Origin of the sequence: Emticicia sp. SJ17W-69 (assembly GCF_051209875.1) — a bacterium.
Taxonomy (GTDB): domain Bacteria; phylum Bacteroidota; class Bacteroidia; order Cytophagales; family Spirosomataceae; genus Emticicia.
The window spans coordinates 838,581-855,927 of sequence record NZ_JBNTQY010000001.1; the positions used below are offsets into that span (position 1 = coordinate 838,581).

The 17,347-nt window shown below is 34.1% G+C and carries 14 protein-coding genes; 5 read left to right on the forward strand and 9 right to left on the reverse strand.

The window, feature by feature from the left end; translation table 11 throughout:
- Positions 1-9 precede the first annotated feature (9 nt).
- Positions 10-1,227, reverse strand: a complete 1,218-nt coding sequence (locus ACQUQZ_RS03690; RefSeq protein WP_435353397.1) for a sugar transferase — start codon at positions 1,225-1,227, stop codon at positions 10-12.
- Positions 1,228-1,614, reverse strand: coding sequence for a response regulator transcription factor (locus tag ACQUQZ_RS03695; protein ID WP_435353398.1), 387 nt, complete (start codon positions 1,612-1,614; stop codon positions 1,228-1,230). It abuts the gene before it with no gap.
- A 735-nt stretch (positions 1,615-2,349) separates the two neighbouring features.
- On the opposite strand from ACQUQZ_RS03695, the gene ACQUQZ_RS03700 reads away from it, so the two are divergent.
- Entirely contained in the window at positions 2,350-3,489 is a 1,140-nt protein-coding gene (locus tag ACQUQZ_RS03700; RefSeq protein WP_435353399.1) for an FIST signal transduction protein, read from the forward strand.
- A 6-nt stretch (positions 3,490-3,495) separates the two neighbouring features.
- Positions 3,496-5,022, forward strand: a complete 1,527-nt coding sequence (locus tag ACQUQZ_RS03705; protein WP_435353400.1) for a response regulator — start codon at positions 3,496-3,498, stop codon at positions 5,020-5,022.
- Positions 5,023-5,108: 86 nt separating this feature from the next.
- On the opposite strand, the gene ACQUQZ_RS03710 is transcribed toward ACQUQZ_RS03705, so the two are convergent.
- Genes ACQUQZ_RS03710 through ACQUQZ_RS03725 form a run of 4 tightly spaced genes read right to left on the reverse strand, consistent with a single transcriptional unit; the run spans position 5,109 to position 10,284 of the window.
- A complete protein-coding gene (locus ACQUQZ_RS03710) occupies positions 5,109-5,798 on the reverse strand; it encodes a LytR/AlgR family response regulator transcription factor (RefSeq protein WP_435353401.1) in 690 nt (229 codons plus the stop codon).
- A 43-nt stretch (positions 5,799-5,841) separates the two neighbouring features.
- Positions 5,842-8,685 (reverse strand): PAS domain S-box protein, encoded by a 2,844-nt coding sequence (locus tag ACQUQZ_RS03715; RefSeq protein ID WP_435353402.1) that lies wholly within the window; start codon positions 8,683-8,685, stop codon positions 5,842-5,844.
- A 1-nt stretch (position 8,686) separates the two neighbouring features.
- Positions 8,687-9,148 carry a hypothetical protein gene (locus ACQUQZ_RS03720; RefSeq protein ID WP_435353403.1) on the reverse strand — a complete coding sequence of 154 codons (462 nt, stop codon included), beginning with the start codon at positions 9,146-9,148 and terminating at the stop codon, positions 8,687-8,689.
- A gap of 56 nt (positions 9,149-9,204) precedes the next feature.
- Positions 9,205-10,284 carry an AI-2E family transporter gene (locus tag ACQUQZ_RS03725; RefSeq protein ID WP_435353404.1) on the reverse strand — a complete coding sequence of 360 codons (1,080 nt, stop codon included), beginning with the start codon at positions 10,282-10,284 and terminating at the stop codon, positions 9,205-9,207.
- A 132-nt stretch (positions 10,285-10,416) separates the two neighbouring features.
- On the opposite strand from ACQUQZ_RS03725, the gene ACQUQZ_RS03730 reads away from it, so the two are divergent.
- From ACQUQZ_RS03730 to ACQUQZ_RS03740, 3 genes are read left to right on the forward strand one after another with little or no spacing between them, the layout of a single operon-like run.
- Complete coding sequence (locus ACQUQZ_RS03730; RefSeq protein WP_435353405.1) at positions 10,417-11,250, forward strand: hypothetical protein; 834 nt, start codon at positions 10,417-10,419, stop codon at positions 11,248-11,250.
- Between the two features lie 36 nt (positions 11,251-11,286).
- A complete protein-coding gene (locus ACQUQZ_RS03735; RefSeq protein WP_435353406.1) occupies positions 11,287-11,916 on the forward strand; it encodes a Uma2 family endonuclease in 630 nt (209 codons plus the stop codon).
- 25 nt (positions 11,917-11,941) lie between these two features.
- The gene (locus ACQUQZ_RS03740) at positions 11,942-12,949 is read left to right on the forward strand and encodes a Gfo/Idh/MocA family protein (RefSeq protein ID WP_435353407.1); all 1,008 of its coding nucleotides are present in this window, start codon (positions 11,942-11,944) and stop codon (positions 12,947-12,949) included.
- A 10-nt stretch (positions 12,950-12,959) separates the two neighbouring features.
- Here ACQUQZ_RS03740 and ACQUQZ_RS03745 read toward each other — a convergent pair whose 3' ends face one another.
- The 3 genes from ACQUQZ_RS03745 to ACQUQZ_RS03755 form a co-directional block, all read right to left on the reverse strand.
- Positions 12,960-13,916, reverse strand: a complete 957-nt coding sequence (locus tag ACQUQZ_RS03745; RefSeq protein ID WP_435353408.1) for a hypothetical protein — start codon at positions 13,914-13,916, stop codon at positions 12,960-12,962.
- An 11-nt stretch (positions 13,917-13,927) separates the two neighbouring features.
- Positions 13,928-16,357 carry an outer membrane beta-barrel protein gene (locus ACQUQZ_RS03750; protein WP_435353409.1) on the reverse strand — a complete coding sequence of 810 codons (2,430 nt, stop codon included), beginning with the start codon at positions 16,355-16,357 and terminating at the stop codon, positions 13,928-13,930.
- A 167-nt stretch (positions 16,358-16,524) separates the two neighbouring features.
- Entirely contained in the window at positions 16,525-17,307 is a 783-nt protein-coding gene (locus ACQUQZ_RS03755; protein WP_435353410.1) for a polysaccharide deacetylase family protein, read from the reverse strand.
- Positions 17,308-17,347 lie beyond the last annotated feature (40 nt).

Consider the following 17,347-nt stretch of genomic DNA (forward strand, 5'->3'; position numbering starts at 1 on the left):
GCGAATAGATTATACATTTTCAGACTGAAGAAGGGCTGGGAATGTCATAAAAAATATTTTCATGTCATATTTGAATGAAAAATTTCTGGCGTATTCAATGTCTAATTCAATACGTTCTTCTTCGGTCATTTCTTTTTTACCTTTTCCTCGTTTGGTTACTTGCCAAAGCCCCGTTAGGCCACCTGGGCCAGCAAAACGCTCGATGTATTTGTCGGTTGTTAATTTTTCGGCTTCGTATAAAGGCAAAGGACGATTCCCAATAAGTGACATATCACCCATAAAAATATTGAATAATTGTGGCAATTCATCGATACTACTATTGCGTAAAAAACCACCAAATTTCGTTATCCTTGGGTCATTTTGGAACTTCATAAATGCCACTTTTTCTTTTTTCTGTGTAAGGTATTTTTTTTCGCAAGTCACTTCTCCATCCAAATATAATTGTTGTTGACAAGCACCTAATGCCTTACAATCATCACAAAGCCCCTCAATTTTCTTTTCTGTATTTTCTTTGGTGTACATATTGAGCGAACCCATATTTTTGATCATAGAATCAGCATCTGTACGCATGGTACGGAATTTATAAATCTCAAAAATTTTATAACCAGCACCTACTCGCCTTGATTTATATACAACTGGCCCTTTTGAGTCTAATTTGATTAAAATAGCAACAATAGCTAAGAGAGGGGAAAGTAATAGTAGAGCAAATCCAGTAGAAGTGACATCAATAAAACGTTTCCAAAAAGGAATTTTTACTTCTAAAATATTGGCTTTTGTTTGCTGGCTTGCTTGGTAGTGACGACGTTTAATGAAATATTTAAGTCGAGTTACCAAGTCTCCGCTACTAAAATCTTTAGGAAACAAGTCGTCACCTTTTTTTTCAGCTACTTCTTTGATTAAGCCAGGAGTAATTTGGTCACTGGTGATGATGACTGGAAGCAAATTTGTCCAACTTTCTTGTCGAACTGTTTCCAGAAATTTTATTCCACCCATGTTTCTTCCAATAATAATGGCATCGGGCGGATAAGTATTTTTAATGAATTCAAAACATTCTTCGGCACTTTCGATGACTTTTATACTTAGTTCCGTTCCAAATTTTTTCAAGAATTTGACTACAGCAAAGTCATCATTTTCAACCAAAATAACTTTAATAGGAAGTGCGTCTTGCTCTCCTATATGATGTTGTTGGGCGTAATTGTCCATAATATATCTATCTGATGTATTCAATTATTGAGGTTTTACTCTGCGTAAGATGGCTTTAATTTTGGCATGGACTTCCATTGGATTGAATGGTTTGAGCATAAAGTCATCAGCCCCTAAATTTAGACATTCGATACGTTCTTTACTTTCATCAGTACCCGAAAGGATAATAATTGGTACATTACTGTAAAGATTACTTGCCCGAATAACTTTTGTTAGTTCTTTTCCATTAAGATTAGGCATATTGAGGTCAGCAATGATAAAATCAGGATCATAACCTTGTTCCAGCCAATTCATTCCCTCCATTCCATCATTTTTTACCGTTACCTCAAACTCTTTGTTTAAGAAATGTTCTAACACTTTTCTTGTACTTGGCTCGTCATCGATTATTAGGAGTTTTATTTTGTTTTCCATTATATCAGTTTGAATGTAAATATTGAAAACTAAGCTATGATATGTAAGTCTTTAAAAGGTAAATAATTTGAGTTAAATGCAAATGTTGTTTTGTAATCTATAACTTACACAGTGGTTGACTTGTATCTATTGATAATCAACTACTTAATTGGCTAATACAAAGAAATTTTAGGCTATTTCCTTGATTCCTAACTTCATAAAGAAGCAAAAATGAATACTGATTAAAATTGCTAAAAATTTGTGTCAAAAAGAAGAAAAAAAAGGTGTTTTTTTTACTAATTTGGAACAAATACGCTAACAATTTTTAAATTATGAAAGGGTGGCTTAGTATCGGAATAATTTAAATTTATATTTTTGATGTGGACTGTATAATTGAGAACTACTTAATATTTAGAAAATATAGCATCAAAAATTTTGCCAAAATTTCATTGTTAGAGTTATTTAATTTGAATTGAAATTTTAAGTTTTTAATCGGAGGAAATAAGTATAAAAATGTGATTAAAATAAACAAATATACCGCTTAAATGATTTTTAATTATCTGTTGGCTCATAAATTGCTTAGAAAAAAGAAAAGATTATAGATTTTTTTTCGCAATATGTTTGGCATATCTTCTAGTAGCGACCATTTTATTTGCTATTAAAATATTCAAACCATTATTTTTCATTAGTATAATGAATCTTGTGAATATAATTTTTAAATTGCATTCCTAAATTTTTTCTATTCACCTTTATAGCATGAAAACACAGCAGAAATCCTTTAGTGCCAATCAATGGCATGCAGTGTCTGAATCTGAAAATTTTAACCCATTAAATGCCCAATTAGTATTGGCTTTTGGTGAGCGAAAGTGTTTAGAACTTACCCAACCTTATGACTATATCAAGAGTTTGTATCCTACAGCTGAAATAGTTATAAATTCTACATCAGGTGAAATTTACGGAGATTCTGTTCATAGTGGCACAATAATCGTCACAGCAATTGAATTTGAGAAAACGACTGTTCGTGCGGTAGAAATTCCAATTGAAAATTATTTGCAAAGTGCGAAAGCAGGTGAAGAAATTGCTGATGCTTTGATGAATGATGATTTGGCTACGATTTTCATTGTCTCGGATGGGGCTAAAGTAAATGGTAGTGCCTTGATTGCTGCTTTGAATGAAAAGACTAAGAATAAAATACAAATTTCGGGTGGTTTAGCAGGAGATGATGCTCGCTTTGAAAAAACATTGGTTGGGCTTAACCAAAATCCTGTGGAAGGAAAAATTGTAGGAATAGGTTTATACGGAAAAAAATTACGAATTGGACATGGAACTTTGGGTGGATGGGATGGATTTGGACCTGAAAGAGAAGTTACCATGTCAGAGTACAATGTATTGTATAAAATTAATGATAAAGCTGCCTTGGATGTGTACAAGGAGTACTTGGGAAAATATGCCGATGAATTACCAGGAGCTGCCTTATTATTCCCGTTATCAATGAGAGAAAATGAAGATGATGAACCTGTAGTTCGTACCATTCTTTCGATTGATGAAGCTAATAAAAGTATGACATTTGCTGGCGAAATGCCTAAAGGTGCGTTAGTGAGATTTATGAAAGCAAATCTCGACCGATTGATTGACGCTTCGGGAACTGCCGCTCAAAGTTCATTAGAACCTTTTGAAGAAGCACCTGAATTAGCAATATTGGTAAGCTGTGTTGGACGAAAATTGGTCTTAGGACAACGTACTGAAGAAGAAGTAGAAGCTGCTCGTGAAATTTTTGGTGAGAAAACGACCATGACAGGTTTCTATTCTTATGGTGAAATTTCCTCACAAAATGCCAATGCTCGTTGCGAATTACACAATCAAACGATGACAATTACAACCATTTCTGAAAAATAATCTTTTATGAATAATACTGAACTTCATCGTTTACTGGCAAAACAGATTAGTAAATACCTGTCAGAAGACTATTTAACGCATGAAAAGTTTCAAAGTTTTGTAAAGGCAGTTAATGATTCTTACCTCAATTTTGAAAGAGATAAAGAATTATTTGAACATTCATCTCAACTTAATGAAAAAGAATATGCAGAGGTGAACGCCAAGTTAAAAAAAGAAATCAAGCAGAGACGATTATCAGTTGAAAAGCTGATTGAAGCTATTCGCTCGCTTGAAGTTCAAGAAGGATTGCATACAGAATCATTAGACTCTAATAATTTACTTAGTTTAGTTGATTTCTTGCAAATTCAAATTGATAATCGAAAACAGATAGAGATAGAATTACGTAAATCGAAAGAAGCTGCTGAACAGGCTACCCAAGCAAAATCTGAATTTCTTTCGATGATGAGTCATGAAATTAGAACGCCACTCAATGCAATTGTGGGGCTTACATATCTCATGCAACAAGAGGAAATGAGTGAAAATATGGCAGAAAATCTCAAGATTTTGCAATTTTCAACAGATAATTTGCATGTTTTGATTAATGATATTTTGGATTTTAGTAAGATAGAGGCTGGTAAAGTTGAGTTAGAACGTATTTCATTTGATTTTAAACAATTGATATCTAATATCAAAAAAGCCAATCAGGTTAAAGCTGAAGAGAAGGGAAATAAAATAAGGTTGATGATTGATGATGATGTGCCTAATGTTGTCATCGGAGACTCACTTCGCTTGGGGCAAATTATTTCAAATTTAGTATCAAATGCTGTGAAATTTACCAGAAATGGGAGTATTACTGTTGAGCTTGCCTGTTTAAGAAAATTTGATAATCGTGTAGCGATGGAGGTTTCGGTGGCAGATACGGGTATCGGTATTCCTTTGGAGAAACAAGCATTGATTTTTGAAAAATTTACGCAGGCAAATTCAGAAACCACTCGACAATTTGGGGGAACTGGCTTGGGCTTGGTGATTACAAAAAAACTTTTAGAACTTTATGATAGCGAAATTCAACTTGAAAGTGAAGCGGGGAAAGGAGCAAAGTTCTTTTTTACAATCGAACTTGAAATTGGATCAGAACTAAAAAATAAAGCATCTGAAGGCTCAAATGAGCTGCTCAACGAAAATACGTTGAAAGGTGTTAGAATATTATTGGTTGAAGATTATCCTATCAATATAAAAGTAGCGACTAAGTTTTTAGAAAGATGGCAAGTCGAGCTTGATGTGGCTGAAAATGGTCTTATAGCTACCGAAAAACATGAAAAAGGTAGGTATGATGTTATTTTGATGGATATTCAAATGCCAGTAATGGATGGTTACTCAGCCGCAGAAAAAATTAGAGAGGTAGATAGTGAGGTGCCTATCATAGCACTTACTGCTTCGGCAACCTTTACCAATCAAGACCGAGCATTTATTGTAGGAATGAATGATTATGTAACAAAACCATTTAATCCAAAAGAATTGTACCAAAAAATAGCTAAATATAGCTTTAGAGATTAGATAATTGGATTTAGACTCCTACTTTTATGAGAGTATTTAGTGTGTTAAATTTTTAGCACACTTTTTTTATGCTTAGTATGTAGCTATTAAAGCATGTTTAATTTATTCAATAGTTCTGGTTTATTGGCTCTGCTAATCGGAATTACTTTATTGCTTACTACTAAATTATTTTCTTCAATATCTACAATCTTATCAAGATGTACAATAAATGAGCGATGAACCCGCAAGAAACAATTGCCTAACTTCTCTTCCAAATATTTCATGGTAGTATGGACGATATAAGACTGTCTTTGGGTAATAATGTTGACATAATCACCAATATTTTCGATATATAAAATATCAGAATAAGCTAAACGGATATACCTGCCATCAATTTTAACATAAATTTCTTCTCTTTCGGGAGATGTTGTTGTTTTACGATTATTAAGCTCTAACACTTTCTCAACTGCCATTTTGAAACGAGGCATTGTAATTGGCTTCTGGATATAATCAGTTACTTGATATTGGTAGGCTTCAAAAGCATATTCAACTTTGCTGGTGGTCATAATTACCTGTGGCATTGACGTTAGGTTCTTTAGCAAATCAAACCCTGATAGGCCAGGCATTTCTACATCAAGCCAAATAATATCAATAGGTTCTTTTGATAAAAACTGCAAAGCATCTTCTACATTTTCAAAAACACCTATTAAATTGAGCGAATCATCTTGTTCGCAAAGTCTTTGTAAAGACTTGCGAGCCATTAGCTCATCATCAACAATAATACATTTTAGTTTCATAATTTTATGCCCGAATCTTCGGAATACTCGTAAAAAAGAAAACTTATTTTGTAAATTTGGTCAATTCTTCTTCTAAAATCGGAATACCTTGTTCGAGCATTACTTGGAAATCATTCCATAGTAATCTTAAGGTGTTGGCGTCGGGTGTTTCTTTGGCTATTTTTTCAATTTCGTGCATTTGTGTTTCTAATGTTGTCAATCCAACCATCCCAAGCGTTGGTTTTAGTTTATGTGCAGAAGTTCCTAAAGCCGCCCAATCTTGTTTATTTAATAATTCATTGACAACCAAGAAATCTGGCAGAACGTCACTCAAAAATGTTTGAAACATATCGGCAGCGTATTCTTTATCATTACCATAAAGCTGAGTCAGGCGATTATAATCAAGCAAAGAATTACCTTTAAGAGAGCTTTTAATGGCTAATTTTGAACTATTAACATAATTCTGTATAGTATTAAGTAGATTATTAGGTGCGAATGGTTTTGAAATAAAATCATTCATTCCTACCGAAAGTGCTTTGCTTTTTTGGTCAAGCATAGCCGATGCCGTAAGAGCTATGATTGGAATATTTTGATTAGGCCCTTTGGTATTGCGTATCTTAATGGTTGCTTCGTAGCCATCCATGTTTGGCATTTGGATATCCATTAAAATAATATCATACTGCTCTCTTTGTGCCTTTTCAACGGCCTTTCTTCCATCTGATGCAATAGAAAAATTAATATTCCATTTGTTAAGTAAACTACTGATATACTTTTGATTCATAATGTTATCTTCAGCAACCAAGATTTTGCAGCCTTCAATACTGGTTGGTGCCGACTGGATTTCATTATTATTTTGAACTATTTCAATATCTGATTTTTCAAATGGAAGTGTAAATGTAAATGTTGTGCCTTCACCTTCTTTACTTTTTACAGAAATTGTTCCGCCTTGTAATTCAACCAATTGTTTAGAAATAGCCAAACCTAAGCCAGTTCCTTTGTGTTTATGCCCATGAGCATTAATTTGTTTGAATTTTTGGAAGATTAGCTCTTGTTTATCTTGAGGAATACCACTTCCTGTATCAGATACCTTGAATTCAATCCACGTGATATAATCTTCTTGTCTTTTTAACTTGACAGTAATATCAATAGAGCCTTCTTCTGTGAATTTTTCAGAATTGCCAAGGATATTTAATAAAATTTGATTCAAAATTAGGTCATCACCTATATAATTGCCCGAAATTTTGGCATCAATCATTAAGTTTAATTCAATTGGACGACCTTCAAGTTTTATTTGGAAAACCCTTTGGTTGGTACGAAGTAATCCTATTAAATCAAAATTATGTTTATGTACCTCAATGCGGCCCGCTTCAATTTTTGCCATGTCAAGTAAGTCTGTAATGAGGCTCAATAAAAAATCTGCTGAAGTTTTAAGAATATCTAAATATTCGTATTGTTGTTTGTCAGGTCGAGTGTCAAATAATAAATGAGTCATGCCAATGATAGCATTGAGAGGCGTACGAATTTCGTGACTCATATTGGCCAAAAACTGTTTTTCGGCTTGTCGAGCATCTTCTGCAATTTGTTTTGCTTGGGCAAGCTCTTGTTCAAGAGTTTTTCGCTCGGTAATATCATAGTGAATTCCTAATGAACCAACGACAACACCATTTTCGTCAATAATAGGAGCTCCACTGATAATTACCCAAATCCGGCTACCATCTTTTTTAATTAATTGTAGTTCGTAGGAAGTGGCAACGCCTTCATTCCGTTGTTGTTGCTGTGTTTCAAGAACTTCATTAAATTCTTTTGGTAAAAATAGTTCAGAAGCAATATTGCCTATCAATTCTTCTTCGGTATAACCAACCATATTGCAAAAACGGTCATAAGCACGAATAATCACTTGATTATTATCAACCTCCATTAAGCCCAGCTCCATATTATTGATAATCCCACGATACTTTTCTTCACTCCTACGAATGAGTTCTAAGGCTCGGTGTTGCTCAGTAATATCAGCATATTCCCATAGATGTCCTCGATAATCTCCTTCTAAATATATCGGAATATAATCTCGTTGTAAGATTCGGCCATCAGCCATTTCAAGGTTTTCTTCTACACAGATTTTTTTATCTATTAGAATTTCATTTATCCGATCAACAAATTGTTCAGGATTGTTAAATAAATGTTTAGTATTTTCGGCTGATTCATGGCAATCAGTGCCAATAAGCGATTCAGGTTTTACAGGGATTGAAAAAATATCACAAAATAACTGATTGACAAGTATTACTTTTCTATTCTCATCTTCAACCAATACTCCCTTTTGTAGGTTGGTTATAAGTGTTGAAAGGCGAGTTTGGGTAGTTTGAAGAGAATCTTCGGTTTTTTTTCTGTCAGATACATCACGAGCAACAGCCACCATTTCGCTTACTTGATTATTGACTTCAATTAAACGAACTGTTTGGCCAATCCATACAATATTGCCATTTTTATCTTTTACTGGGAATTCATTATAGGTACTTTCCAACCTATTTTTAAGCATTCCCTTATAGAAATTTGTTAGTTCTTCATGGTATTCTGGTAAAACAAGTTTGGTAAAATGTTGGCCAATAATTTCTTTTTCTGTGAAACCCAAGCGTTGTTCAACCACTTGATTGACAAAGGTAAAAAAACCATCAGGGGAAATTTTATAGATAATATCTTGTACAGATTCAATCAGTTCTTGGTAGCGTTTCTCTGTCTTTTGAAGTTCGGAAAAACCTATTTTTATTTGGTTCTCAAGACTATTACCGAGATGCTCAATTTGATTATTGGCTTCGGATAATTCCAATACCTTTTTCGCCAAGATTTCCTCGGCTTGCTCGCGGGCCTTACATTCCCGTTCTAACTGACGTTTAAGTAGTTCTATTTCTTCCATCTTATTGTCGTATAAGCACAAATTTTACTAAACCACCGTTTCTCTTTAGCGATTTTTGCATAATTGAGGTGTTTTTGATAGTATTTCCCGTAAAACTTTCTGTTAATGTATTAGCAATGCTCACCGTTTTTTGAAAAGACAAATGATTCATTACCAAATTATCAGTCCAAGATGCAGAAAAATGTGGAAGTTTCGCTTCATTATTCTTTTTGATATAATCATAGTAAGTTTTGCTAAATGTGTGGAATAAACTTTTATCAAAAGTACGAAGATAATTAGATACTAATATGGTAGATGATTTGAAATTATTAAATAAACTGACAGTGTTAGTTAAGTTATTGTCACTGACAAGTGAATAAATCCCTTTCGAGAGCGGGCAAGCGAATATACTAAGTAGTGATTGAGCTACTTTTTTATCATTGAAATATTTCTCAACTGAATGAGCAAAAATAACAATTTTCATGGTTTATTGATGGAAAGAATAGTAAGTCTTAGCTATAAATAGTAGGCAAACTTGAATCAAGAATGCCGTTTTTTCACTACATCAATATGGTCAAAATCCCCCAATAAAAATCCATAGGGTCTTAAATCCTCAATTGAGTCAAAAATTACTTTAATAATAGCTGTAATTGGTAAAGCAAGAACCAAGCCACCTATGCCCCAAAGGTTACCAAAAATTATTAAGGCGATAATCGCCGCCATAGAATTGACACTTACCTTTGAACCAACGATGTATGGAGTGATGAAATTACCCTCTAACATTTGAATACCAAAGAAAAGTGCCGCTACTCCAAGAGCATACCAAGCCGAATCTTTTGTAATCAAAGCAAAGAGCATAGGCAATAATGAGCCAATCGCTATACCAATATATGGAATTAGTACCAAAAATGAAGCCAAAAATCCGAAAAATATTGCGTGTTCAATATCTAACAGATATAAGCCCAGTGTATTCAATGTACCAATAATACCAATAACCATGCCTAAACCAACTACGTAATTGATAACAACATCTTTTACCTTTTTTAAAACAACATCAATTCGATGACTACTGACTGATTTAAAGATTTTATAAAAAAATACACGAATGAAATCTCGATAAAGTAAAAGCAAAAAGATATACAAGGGAATAATCGTCAAATTGCCAAGCAAACCGGTGGTTGTAGAGAGTGTATTGCCAATGATGCCACTGTTATTTTTCAAAAATTCGGTTAAATATTTTTGTCCTTCTACTTTCTGTTGTGTACGACTTATATGAAAATTTCGGCGAATTAAAATTTGACCTTTTCGATACCATACTTCAGCCTTTTCAGTGAGTTGGGGCAAAACTTCTTCTAAATCCATGATTTGAATATACACGATATAGAAAAGCAAAGAAAGAATACTTAATGTAAACAAAATGGCAACGCTAATAGACAACCATCGAGGAAACCTGTGCCTTTCGAGGAATTGGCAAAGAGGCATCAAAAGTAAGGCAAAAATGACCGAAAAAATAAGTGGAATAAGCAAATCAGAAAGGATGTACATGCCATAAATAATTATAACCAATGAAATTAGAATGTAGGCAAGGCGAGCATTAAATGGTTGTTGATAAGGCTTCATGGTTTTTGCACGTCATTTTTGATGTTTTATAATATTTCAATCTATTTATAAATAGGTTTTTCCAAAATTAACTAACTTGTTGCCTAAATTCAAACTTTTCTTGGACGATTTATAAATTCATTTCACAATTCTATGTTTCTCTATAAATTTTATATGTTTTTATTTTCGTTGAAAATTGCAACTTGTAATTGTTATACCGAAATTCACAAGAGTGGTTTTCATAAAGCCAAGTCTCAATATAATATTATACAAACAGGACGAATGCCAACTTGTATTAACGAAAATTCTGGACTTGCCCGTGCTTGGCAAGATGATTTCTATTGGACACACAACGACAGTGGAGGAAATGCAGAGCTATACATGATTAATAATAAAGGCAGAATTTTTGATACACTATTTGTGAATGACTCAAAAAATATTGATTGGGAAGACTTAACAAAAGACGATAAAGGCAATATCTATGTGGGTGATTTTGGTAATAATAGCCAAGCTCGTAAAGATTTATGTATTTATAAACATCGAAATGGGAAAACTGAAAAAATAACTTTTCATTATGGCAACCAAGATCATTTTCCTGCTAAACAAAAAGTTTTTGATTGTGAAGCTTTTTTTTGGTATGCAGGAAAACTCTATCTTTTCTCAAAAGATTGGTCGAAAAATCACCAAACGCAACTCTATGTTTTGCCTGACCAAGCAGGAGATTATATGCTTTTGCCCGAACAAAGTATTTTTATTAAAAGCCCCGTTACTGCCGCTGATGTAAGTCCAAATGGTAAAGAATTTGCTTTGCTTACTTATGGGAAAATCTTTGTTTTTGAGATTGCTAATGGCAAAATAGATTTCTCTAAACCTAAATCTTGTATAAAAATCGGGCGTAATCAGATGGAAGCATTGGCTTATACAAATGATACTGATTTTGTCATGACTAATGAGCAACGAAAGATTTATTTGGTGAAAAAGAAGTAAAGTTTTTATTGTATATTGGCATAAAATTTAAAAATGATGGAAGCAGTTCTCGAAAAACCAAAGCCAAGGATTTCAAATAAAATTCCGAAACATCTCATTTATGAAGAGATGGATGGTGTGCCTTTGTACCGAAAAGGCTATAAAGATGTTTTATCAGGAATCAAGACCGCAGAAGAGATAATGGGTTCAAGCAAATTACAATCGTTTATCATTTCATTTATTATTAAATATTTAAATCGCTTTTTGCCAAATCAATATGAAGCGGTTTCGAGCGAATCAGGTTTGCACCTTGCCATTGGCAACAATCTTTCAACCGATATTGCGATTTACAATATTCATGAAGTAGGAAATATTTTTGAGCCAGTTTATTTTAATACTCCCCCAAAAATAGTCTTTGAAGTTGATGTGAAAATTGATTTAACAAAATCGAAAACAACAGAGTCCGAGTACATTACTCGTAAAACAAAGAAATTATTGAAGTTTGGTGTTGAAAAAGTTATCTGGATTTTGACATCCTCACAAACAATTATTATCGCCGAAGCCAATCAAACTGCTTGGAAAATGTTTGATTTTTCTGGTAAAATTGATGTAATGAATAACATTAGTTTTTCAATAAAACAATTGATTGAAGAGCGTGGTTTTTTATTACCAACAGTTGAAATTTGAATACTTAATTGACAATCAGTGACTTATGGTGTCAGAAACTAATACAAAAACAATCAAATGGGGCATCATTGGTGCAGGTGATGTGTGTGAAGTAAAAAGTGGCCCTGCCTTACAAAATGTTGAAGGTTCTGCCTTAGTGGCCGTTATGCGGAGAAATGCTGTATTGGCAGAAGATTTTGCCAAAAGGCACAATGTTCCAAAATGGTACAGCAATGCCGATGATTTGATCAATGACCCAGAAGTCAATGCAGTTTATATTGCTACGCCTCCAAATACACATCAATATTATGCCTTGAAGGTTGCTGCTGCAGGCAAAATTGTCTATGTAGAAAAACCAATGGCTCTCAATTTTGCTGAGGCTCAGACAATGCTTGAGGCATGCCAAAAAGCCAATGTGCCGCTTTATGTGGCTTTCTATCGCCGAGCCTTGCCTAATTTTCTGAAAATTGAAGAGCTGTTGAAAGAAAAAGCAATTGGCGAGGTGCGTTTCGTAAACATTAGTTTATATAAACCACTAAAACCTGATATTGTTGGAGGTTCAGCATCCTTTAATAATTGGAGAAGCCAACCAGAAATTGCAGGTGGAGGGTATTTTCATGATTTAGCTTGTCATCAATTAGATGCTTTAGATTATCTTTTTGGCCCAATCATAAAAGCAAATGGTATTTCAAAAAACCAAGCAGGTGCTTATCATGCTGATGATATTGTTATTGGAAATTTTGAATTTGAATCAGGCGTTTTAGGCACAGGCACTTGGTGCTTTTCTGTTGCCCAAACATTAGAAGTCGAAAAAACTACGATTGTTGGTAGCAAAGGTCAGATTTCATTTGCCTATTTTGGCGACCACTCGGTTTTGCTTGAGATTGAAGGCAAAGAACCCCAAAAGTTTACTTTTGATATATCGAAACACATTCAACAACCATTTATCCAAACCATGATAGACGAACTCAATGGAATCGGACAATGTCAAAGCAAGGGCGATTCAGCCGCTCGTACCAGTTGGGTAATGGATAAAATAATAGGCGTCGAATAAAAATTATGCTTTATTTCAAAACCTCCTTTGCGTCTATCCAATATATATTATCCCAACCGTTGAGTGGACTTTTCACGAATGCTTTTAGGCTGCTAAAGTCTTGTTTTTGAGCAAAAGGAGTTTTAAAAACCCCTCTACTACTTGTAAAAAAGAAATATTTTTTATCAGGCGAAATATACGGGCAGTAAGTATTTCCTACACCATTTACTTGCTCTCCCATATTTTTTGCTTCTGACCATTCTCCCTTTTCATTTTTTTTGCTGATAAATAAATCCCCACTACCGATATTTCCTTTTCTTTTATAACCTGTAAAAATAATAAACTGCTCATCGACATCTACAAAAGCATTGAACTCCGCACCCATAGAGTTAACAGTTTCGGGCAAGCTCACGGGTGCTTCATATTTGTCACCTGAAAATTTGCAAACCACAATATCTTCATCTTTTCCTTCCATTTCTTTAGTAAAATATAGATTTCCATTGCGAGCCAATGAAGCATAAAATTCATTTTTTGGTGAATTTACAGGACTTCCCATGTTTTGTGGATTACTCCATTCTCCATTTGTTTTTGTTATAAACCAAATGTCATAATCTTTCTTATCAGTTCCGCTTAAAGGTCTGTCCGAAGAAAAATATAATTTTGTACCATCGGGTGAAAATGCAGGTTCGAGGTCATTGTATTGCCCACAAAAACTTGCAATTTCGGGCTGCGTCCATTTTCCTTTGATTTTCTTTGAAAACATAATCGTACTATAATACCCATTGCGATATTGAAGTGTATAAAACATTTCATCACCCTTCGGTGAAATAGCCATATCTCGATTGCCAAATTCATCAGAAACAATATTTGGGGCAAATAAAATAGCACTTCCTGTGGGTGCAGCTTGTTGAAAAAATGGTTTCTCAACCATTTGAGATTTTACACTTAAATGGCTGAGAATGAGTAGGATAAAAAAAGTGTTTTTCATGTGGGTTAAATTTAATTAGCTCTTCGTTTTTCATCTTCTACGCCAGTATTTCTTTGTCTTGCTCGGGCAACAGTGTTTTTTCCAAAACGATAAGAATATGAAATCGTTGCCACTCTCGAATCCCAAGTGCGGTCGGTAAAGAAATCCATGTTTTGGTATTTCACAATTACGGCGATGTGATTGGTCAAAAACATATCAGTTAATCCAAATTTAAAGGTAGATAATTTATCTTTTGAAACCTTCTGAATACCCATAGAAACTTGAGCCAAACTCTTGATTATGAACAATCCCCACACAGATTTGCTTTGATAAAATCCAGTTAATTCGGCTGTCCAGCCTTTGCCTAAAATGATGTTATTTGATAATCTTGCGTCCCAAGATTTGTATTGGTTTTCTAAAGTTCCTCCCTGTAATGGACTCGTATATTTGTTCCAATTTGCTGAGCCAGTGAATGTAGAATTTACTCGATTTTTTATACTAAAAGGAATATATAAGCCCAGATTGAGCTGCTCAAAATCTTGCAAATTGGCTGGAATTTGATAAGAAATTTTGGTGTCGTCTTCCTGTACAAAAATATCTGTGATGCTCTGTTTACTTTTATTATAGCTGAGGGTTGTTACATATTTGCCCTTAAAAGTATGGTTCAGTTCATAGAGATTCGTAATGACTGGCTTCAATTTTGGGTCGCCTACCACATAAGTATAAGAATCAACAAAAATACGGAAAGGGTTTAGCTGACGATAACTTGGTCGGTCGATTCGCTTGGAGTACGATAATGAAAGTTGGTTGTTTTCAGAAAACTTTTTGTTTAAGACCACATTTGGAAAGAAATTGATATATTTTCTCTCGAATTTTTCACCTGTTGTCAACTGAACGCCATTCGTATGAGTTTGTTCAATGCGAAGTCCTGTCTGAAAATCCCATTTTTTTAACTGCTTGGCAAAGCTGGCATAAGCAGCGTTTACGTTTTCTTTATAAATAAAATTATTTGAACGACTGGGGTCGAGTTTGTTTTGATTATTGATTACATCAAAAAACTTCACGTCGTTGTCTGAAGTTACCAAACTACTTTTTAAGCCCATTTCCAATTTGGTCGTTTTACTAAAAGGGTGTACATAATCTGCTTTGAAAGATTTGACCGAAATCGTTCCCGTTTGATTTGTAGCCAATTTATTGGTGAAAATAGGCTGACCAGATGGACTAAAGTTCTGATTACTAATATCTTGAATGGTTTTGGAATTATATTTTCCAAAATCAATATCGGCGGTCAATTCTTTACCAGTAGAATCAAAAGTATGTTTGAAATTAAAATTTGCGAAGCCATTAAAACGCTTGTCGTTTGATAGAATGAAGTTTTCGTTAGTATAGTCAAGTTGACCAGTAGATTTAGTTATAAAAGCATTTGTTGTGCCATTTCGCTCAACTTTTACCCAATTGGTATTGGCCATTACGCCAATAATCGTCTTTTTGTTGAGGTAATAATCAACACCAAATCGGCTATTATCGCTCGAAATCGGTTGTTTTGTAAAGGAAGTTTGGTCAAAAGTAGAGATTAAATTTTTACTTTCATCAAAAAACTTGCGATTGATATAAAATCTGGTCAATTGCGTTGGTTGGGCGTGCGAATGGCTTCCAAAAATATTCCATTTTTTCTTTCGATAATTAAAATTGACTGACGCCGATGGCTTCCAATATTCGCCTTGACCGTAACTTAAAGTAAACGAGCCATTTAGGCCTTCATTTTTATCTTTTTTGAATTTGATATTAATGATTCCTGCATTTCCTGCTGCATCGTAGCGAGCTGAAGGATTCGTTATTATTTCTATAGATTGGATATTTGCAGCAGGAATTCCTTTCAAATAAGTAATCAAATCTGTCCCTGAAAGTGGCGAAGGTTTTCCATCAATCATCAAAACAATGCCTGCTTTCCCTTTTAAATTAATAGAAGATTCTTGATTGACAACAATGCCAGGTGAGCGTTCAAGCACTTCTAAAACAGAGTTTCCGGTAGCTACAATGCTATTTTCAACATTCACTACAATTTTATCTAATTGCCTTTCTATAAAAGGTTTAGCTGCTTTTACGCTTACTTCACCCAAATTTTTTATACTTGTTTTTAAAGCAATTTCTTTGAAATCTAAAACAGGAGTTTCGTCTGAAATAATGAATTTTGGACTTGCATATTTTTCAAAATTAGTGTGTGAAATCTTTAAGAAATAGCTGCCATTGCTGATGTTTTCAAATTCAAAGAGACCAAATTCATTGCATAAAGCAGCTTTTACAAAAACAGAATCGGCCGAACGATGTAGCATGATATTGGCAAACTCAACTACTTTTTGATTTTCATCAACGATTTTTCCAGTGATTTTTCCGTTGGGAGCTTGGGCATGGCACATAAAGCCATACAACAAGAATAAGGTAATTTTTTGTAGCTTTTTCATATAGTTTTGAGTGTTTTCGCCTTTTTTGTTAAAAAAGAGGATGGTCGCTCAAAATTATATGTATTTCAAAATGAAGGTTTAACCCTTATTGGGGGATTTGGATGAATGGTAAATGAATGATTTATTGCTTGACAAACAACTTGCTATAAGGTAGGGGATTTACTTATTTAATGCCGATTCTCCAAAAGCCATGAAGTTGTCTTAAATTCAAAGCCTTCTTTTTGAAGAAAAGCCATTAATTTACTGAATCGTTCTTGCATTTTTTTTCCGTTGTTGCGATGCAAATAAAATGGATATTTTGCTCCATTTGGCAAATCAGTATAATCAGTAAATTCCCAAGGATGGAAGTAAAGATGCAAATACCCATCAGCTTCTACTACTTTTTTACATAAATAGAAGAAATAGGGTAGTGGAAAATTATGAAAAGCTATCCAAAACAATGGAATTCGGAAAGCTGGCGAAACCGATGCTGGCACGTGCGTTAGTCCATTTTGACTGAAAACTGTACGAGGAATATGCCGATAATCGTATCTACCTGGCAAATAAGTTGGATTGTATGAAGCATTGTAAGTATAGCCAGCTTCCAACAAATCAAGGTCTGAAACAGGTGCCATGCGTGGCATTCTGAAACCTTTTACTTCTTTTTGTGTAATTTCTTCCAACAATTTTTTGGAAGCAGCCAAGTCTTCCTTTTGATGGGTAGAATGAAAATAATTATGAGAAGCAATTTCGTGCGATTGACTTAGTATCTTTATTTTTTCTGACTGAGCCAACGCATAAACGCCAGTGCAGTAAAACGTAGCTTGGGCGTGGTATTTTTCTAAAATAGTCGTAAGCGTCATTAAACCTTTGGTTGAAGTGGCAATTTGCTCGTCCATAATGGGATTTCCGCCAAATTCAAAAGGCATATCAAATTCTTCTACATCGAAACTAAGTACGGCTACTTTCATTAAAAATAATGAGTGATTGAGTGAATGATAGAATGAGCGA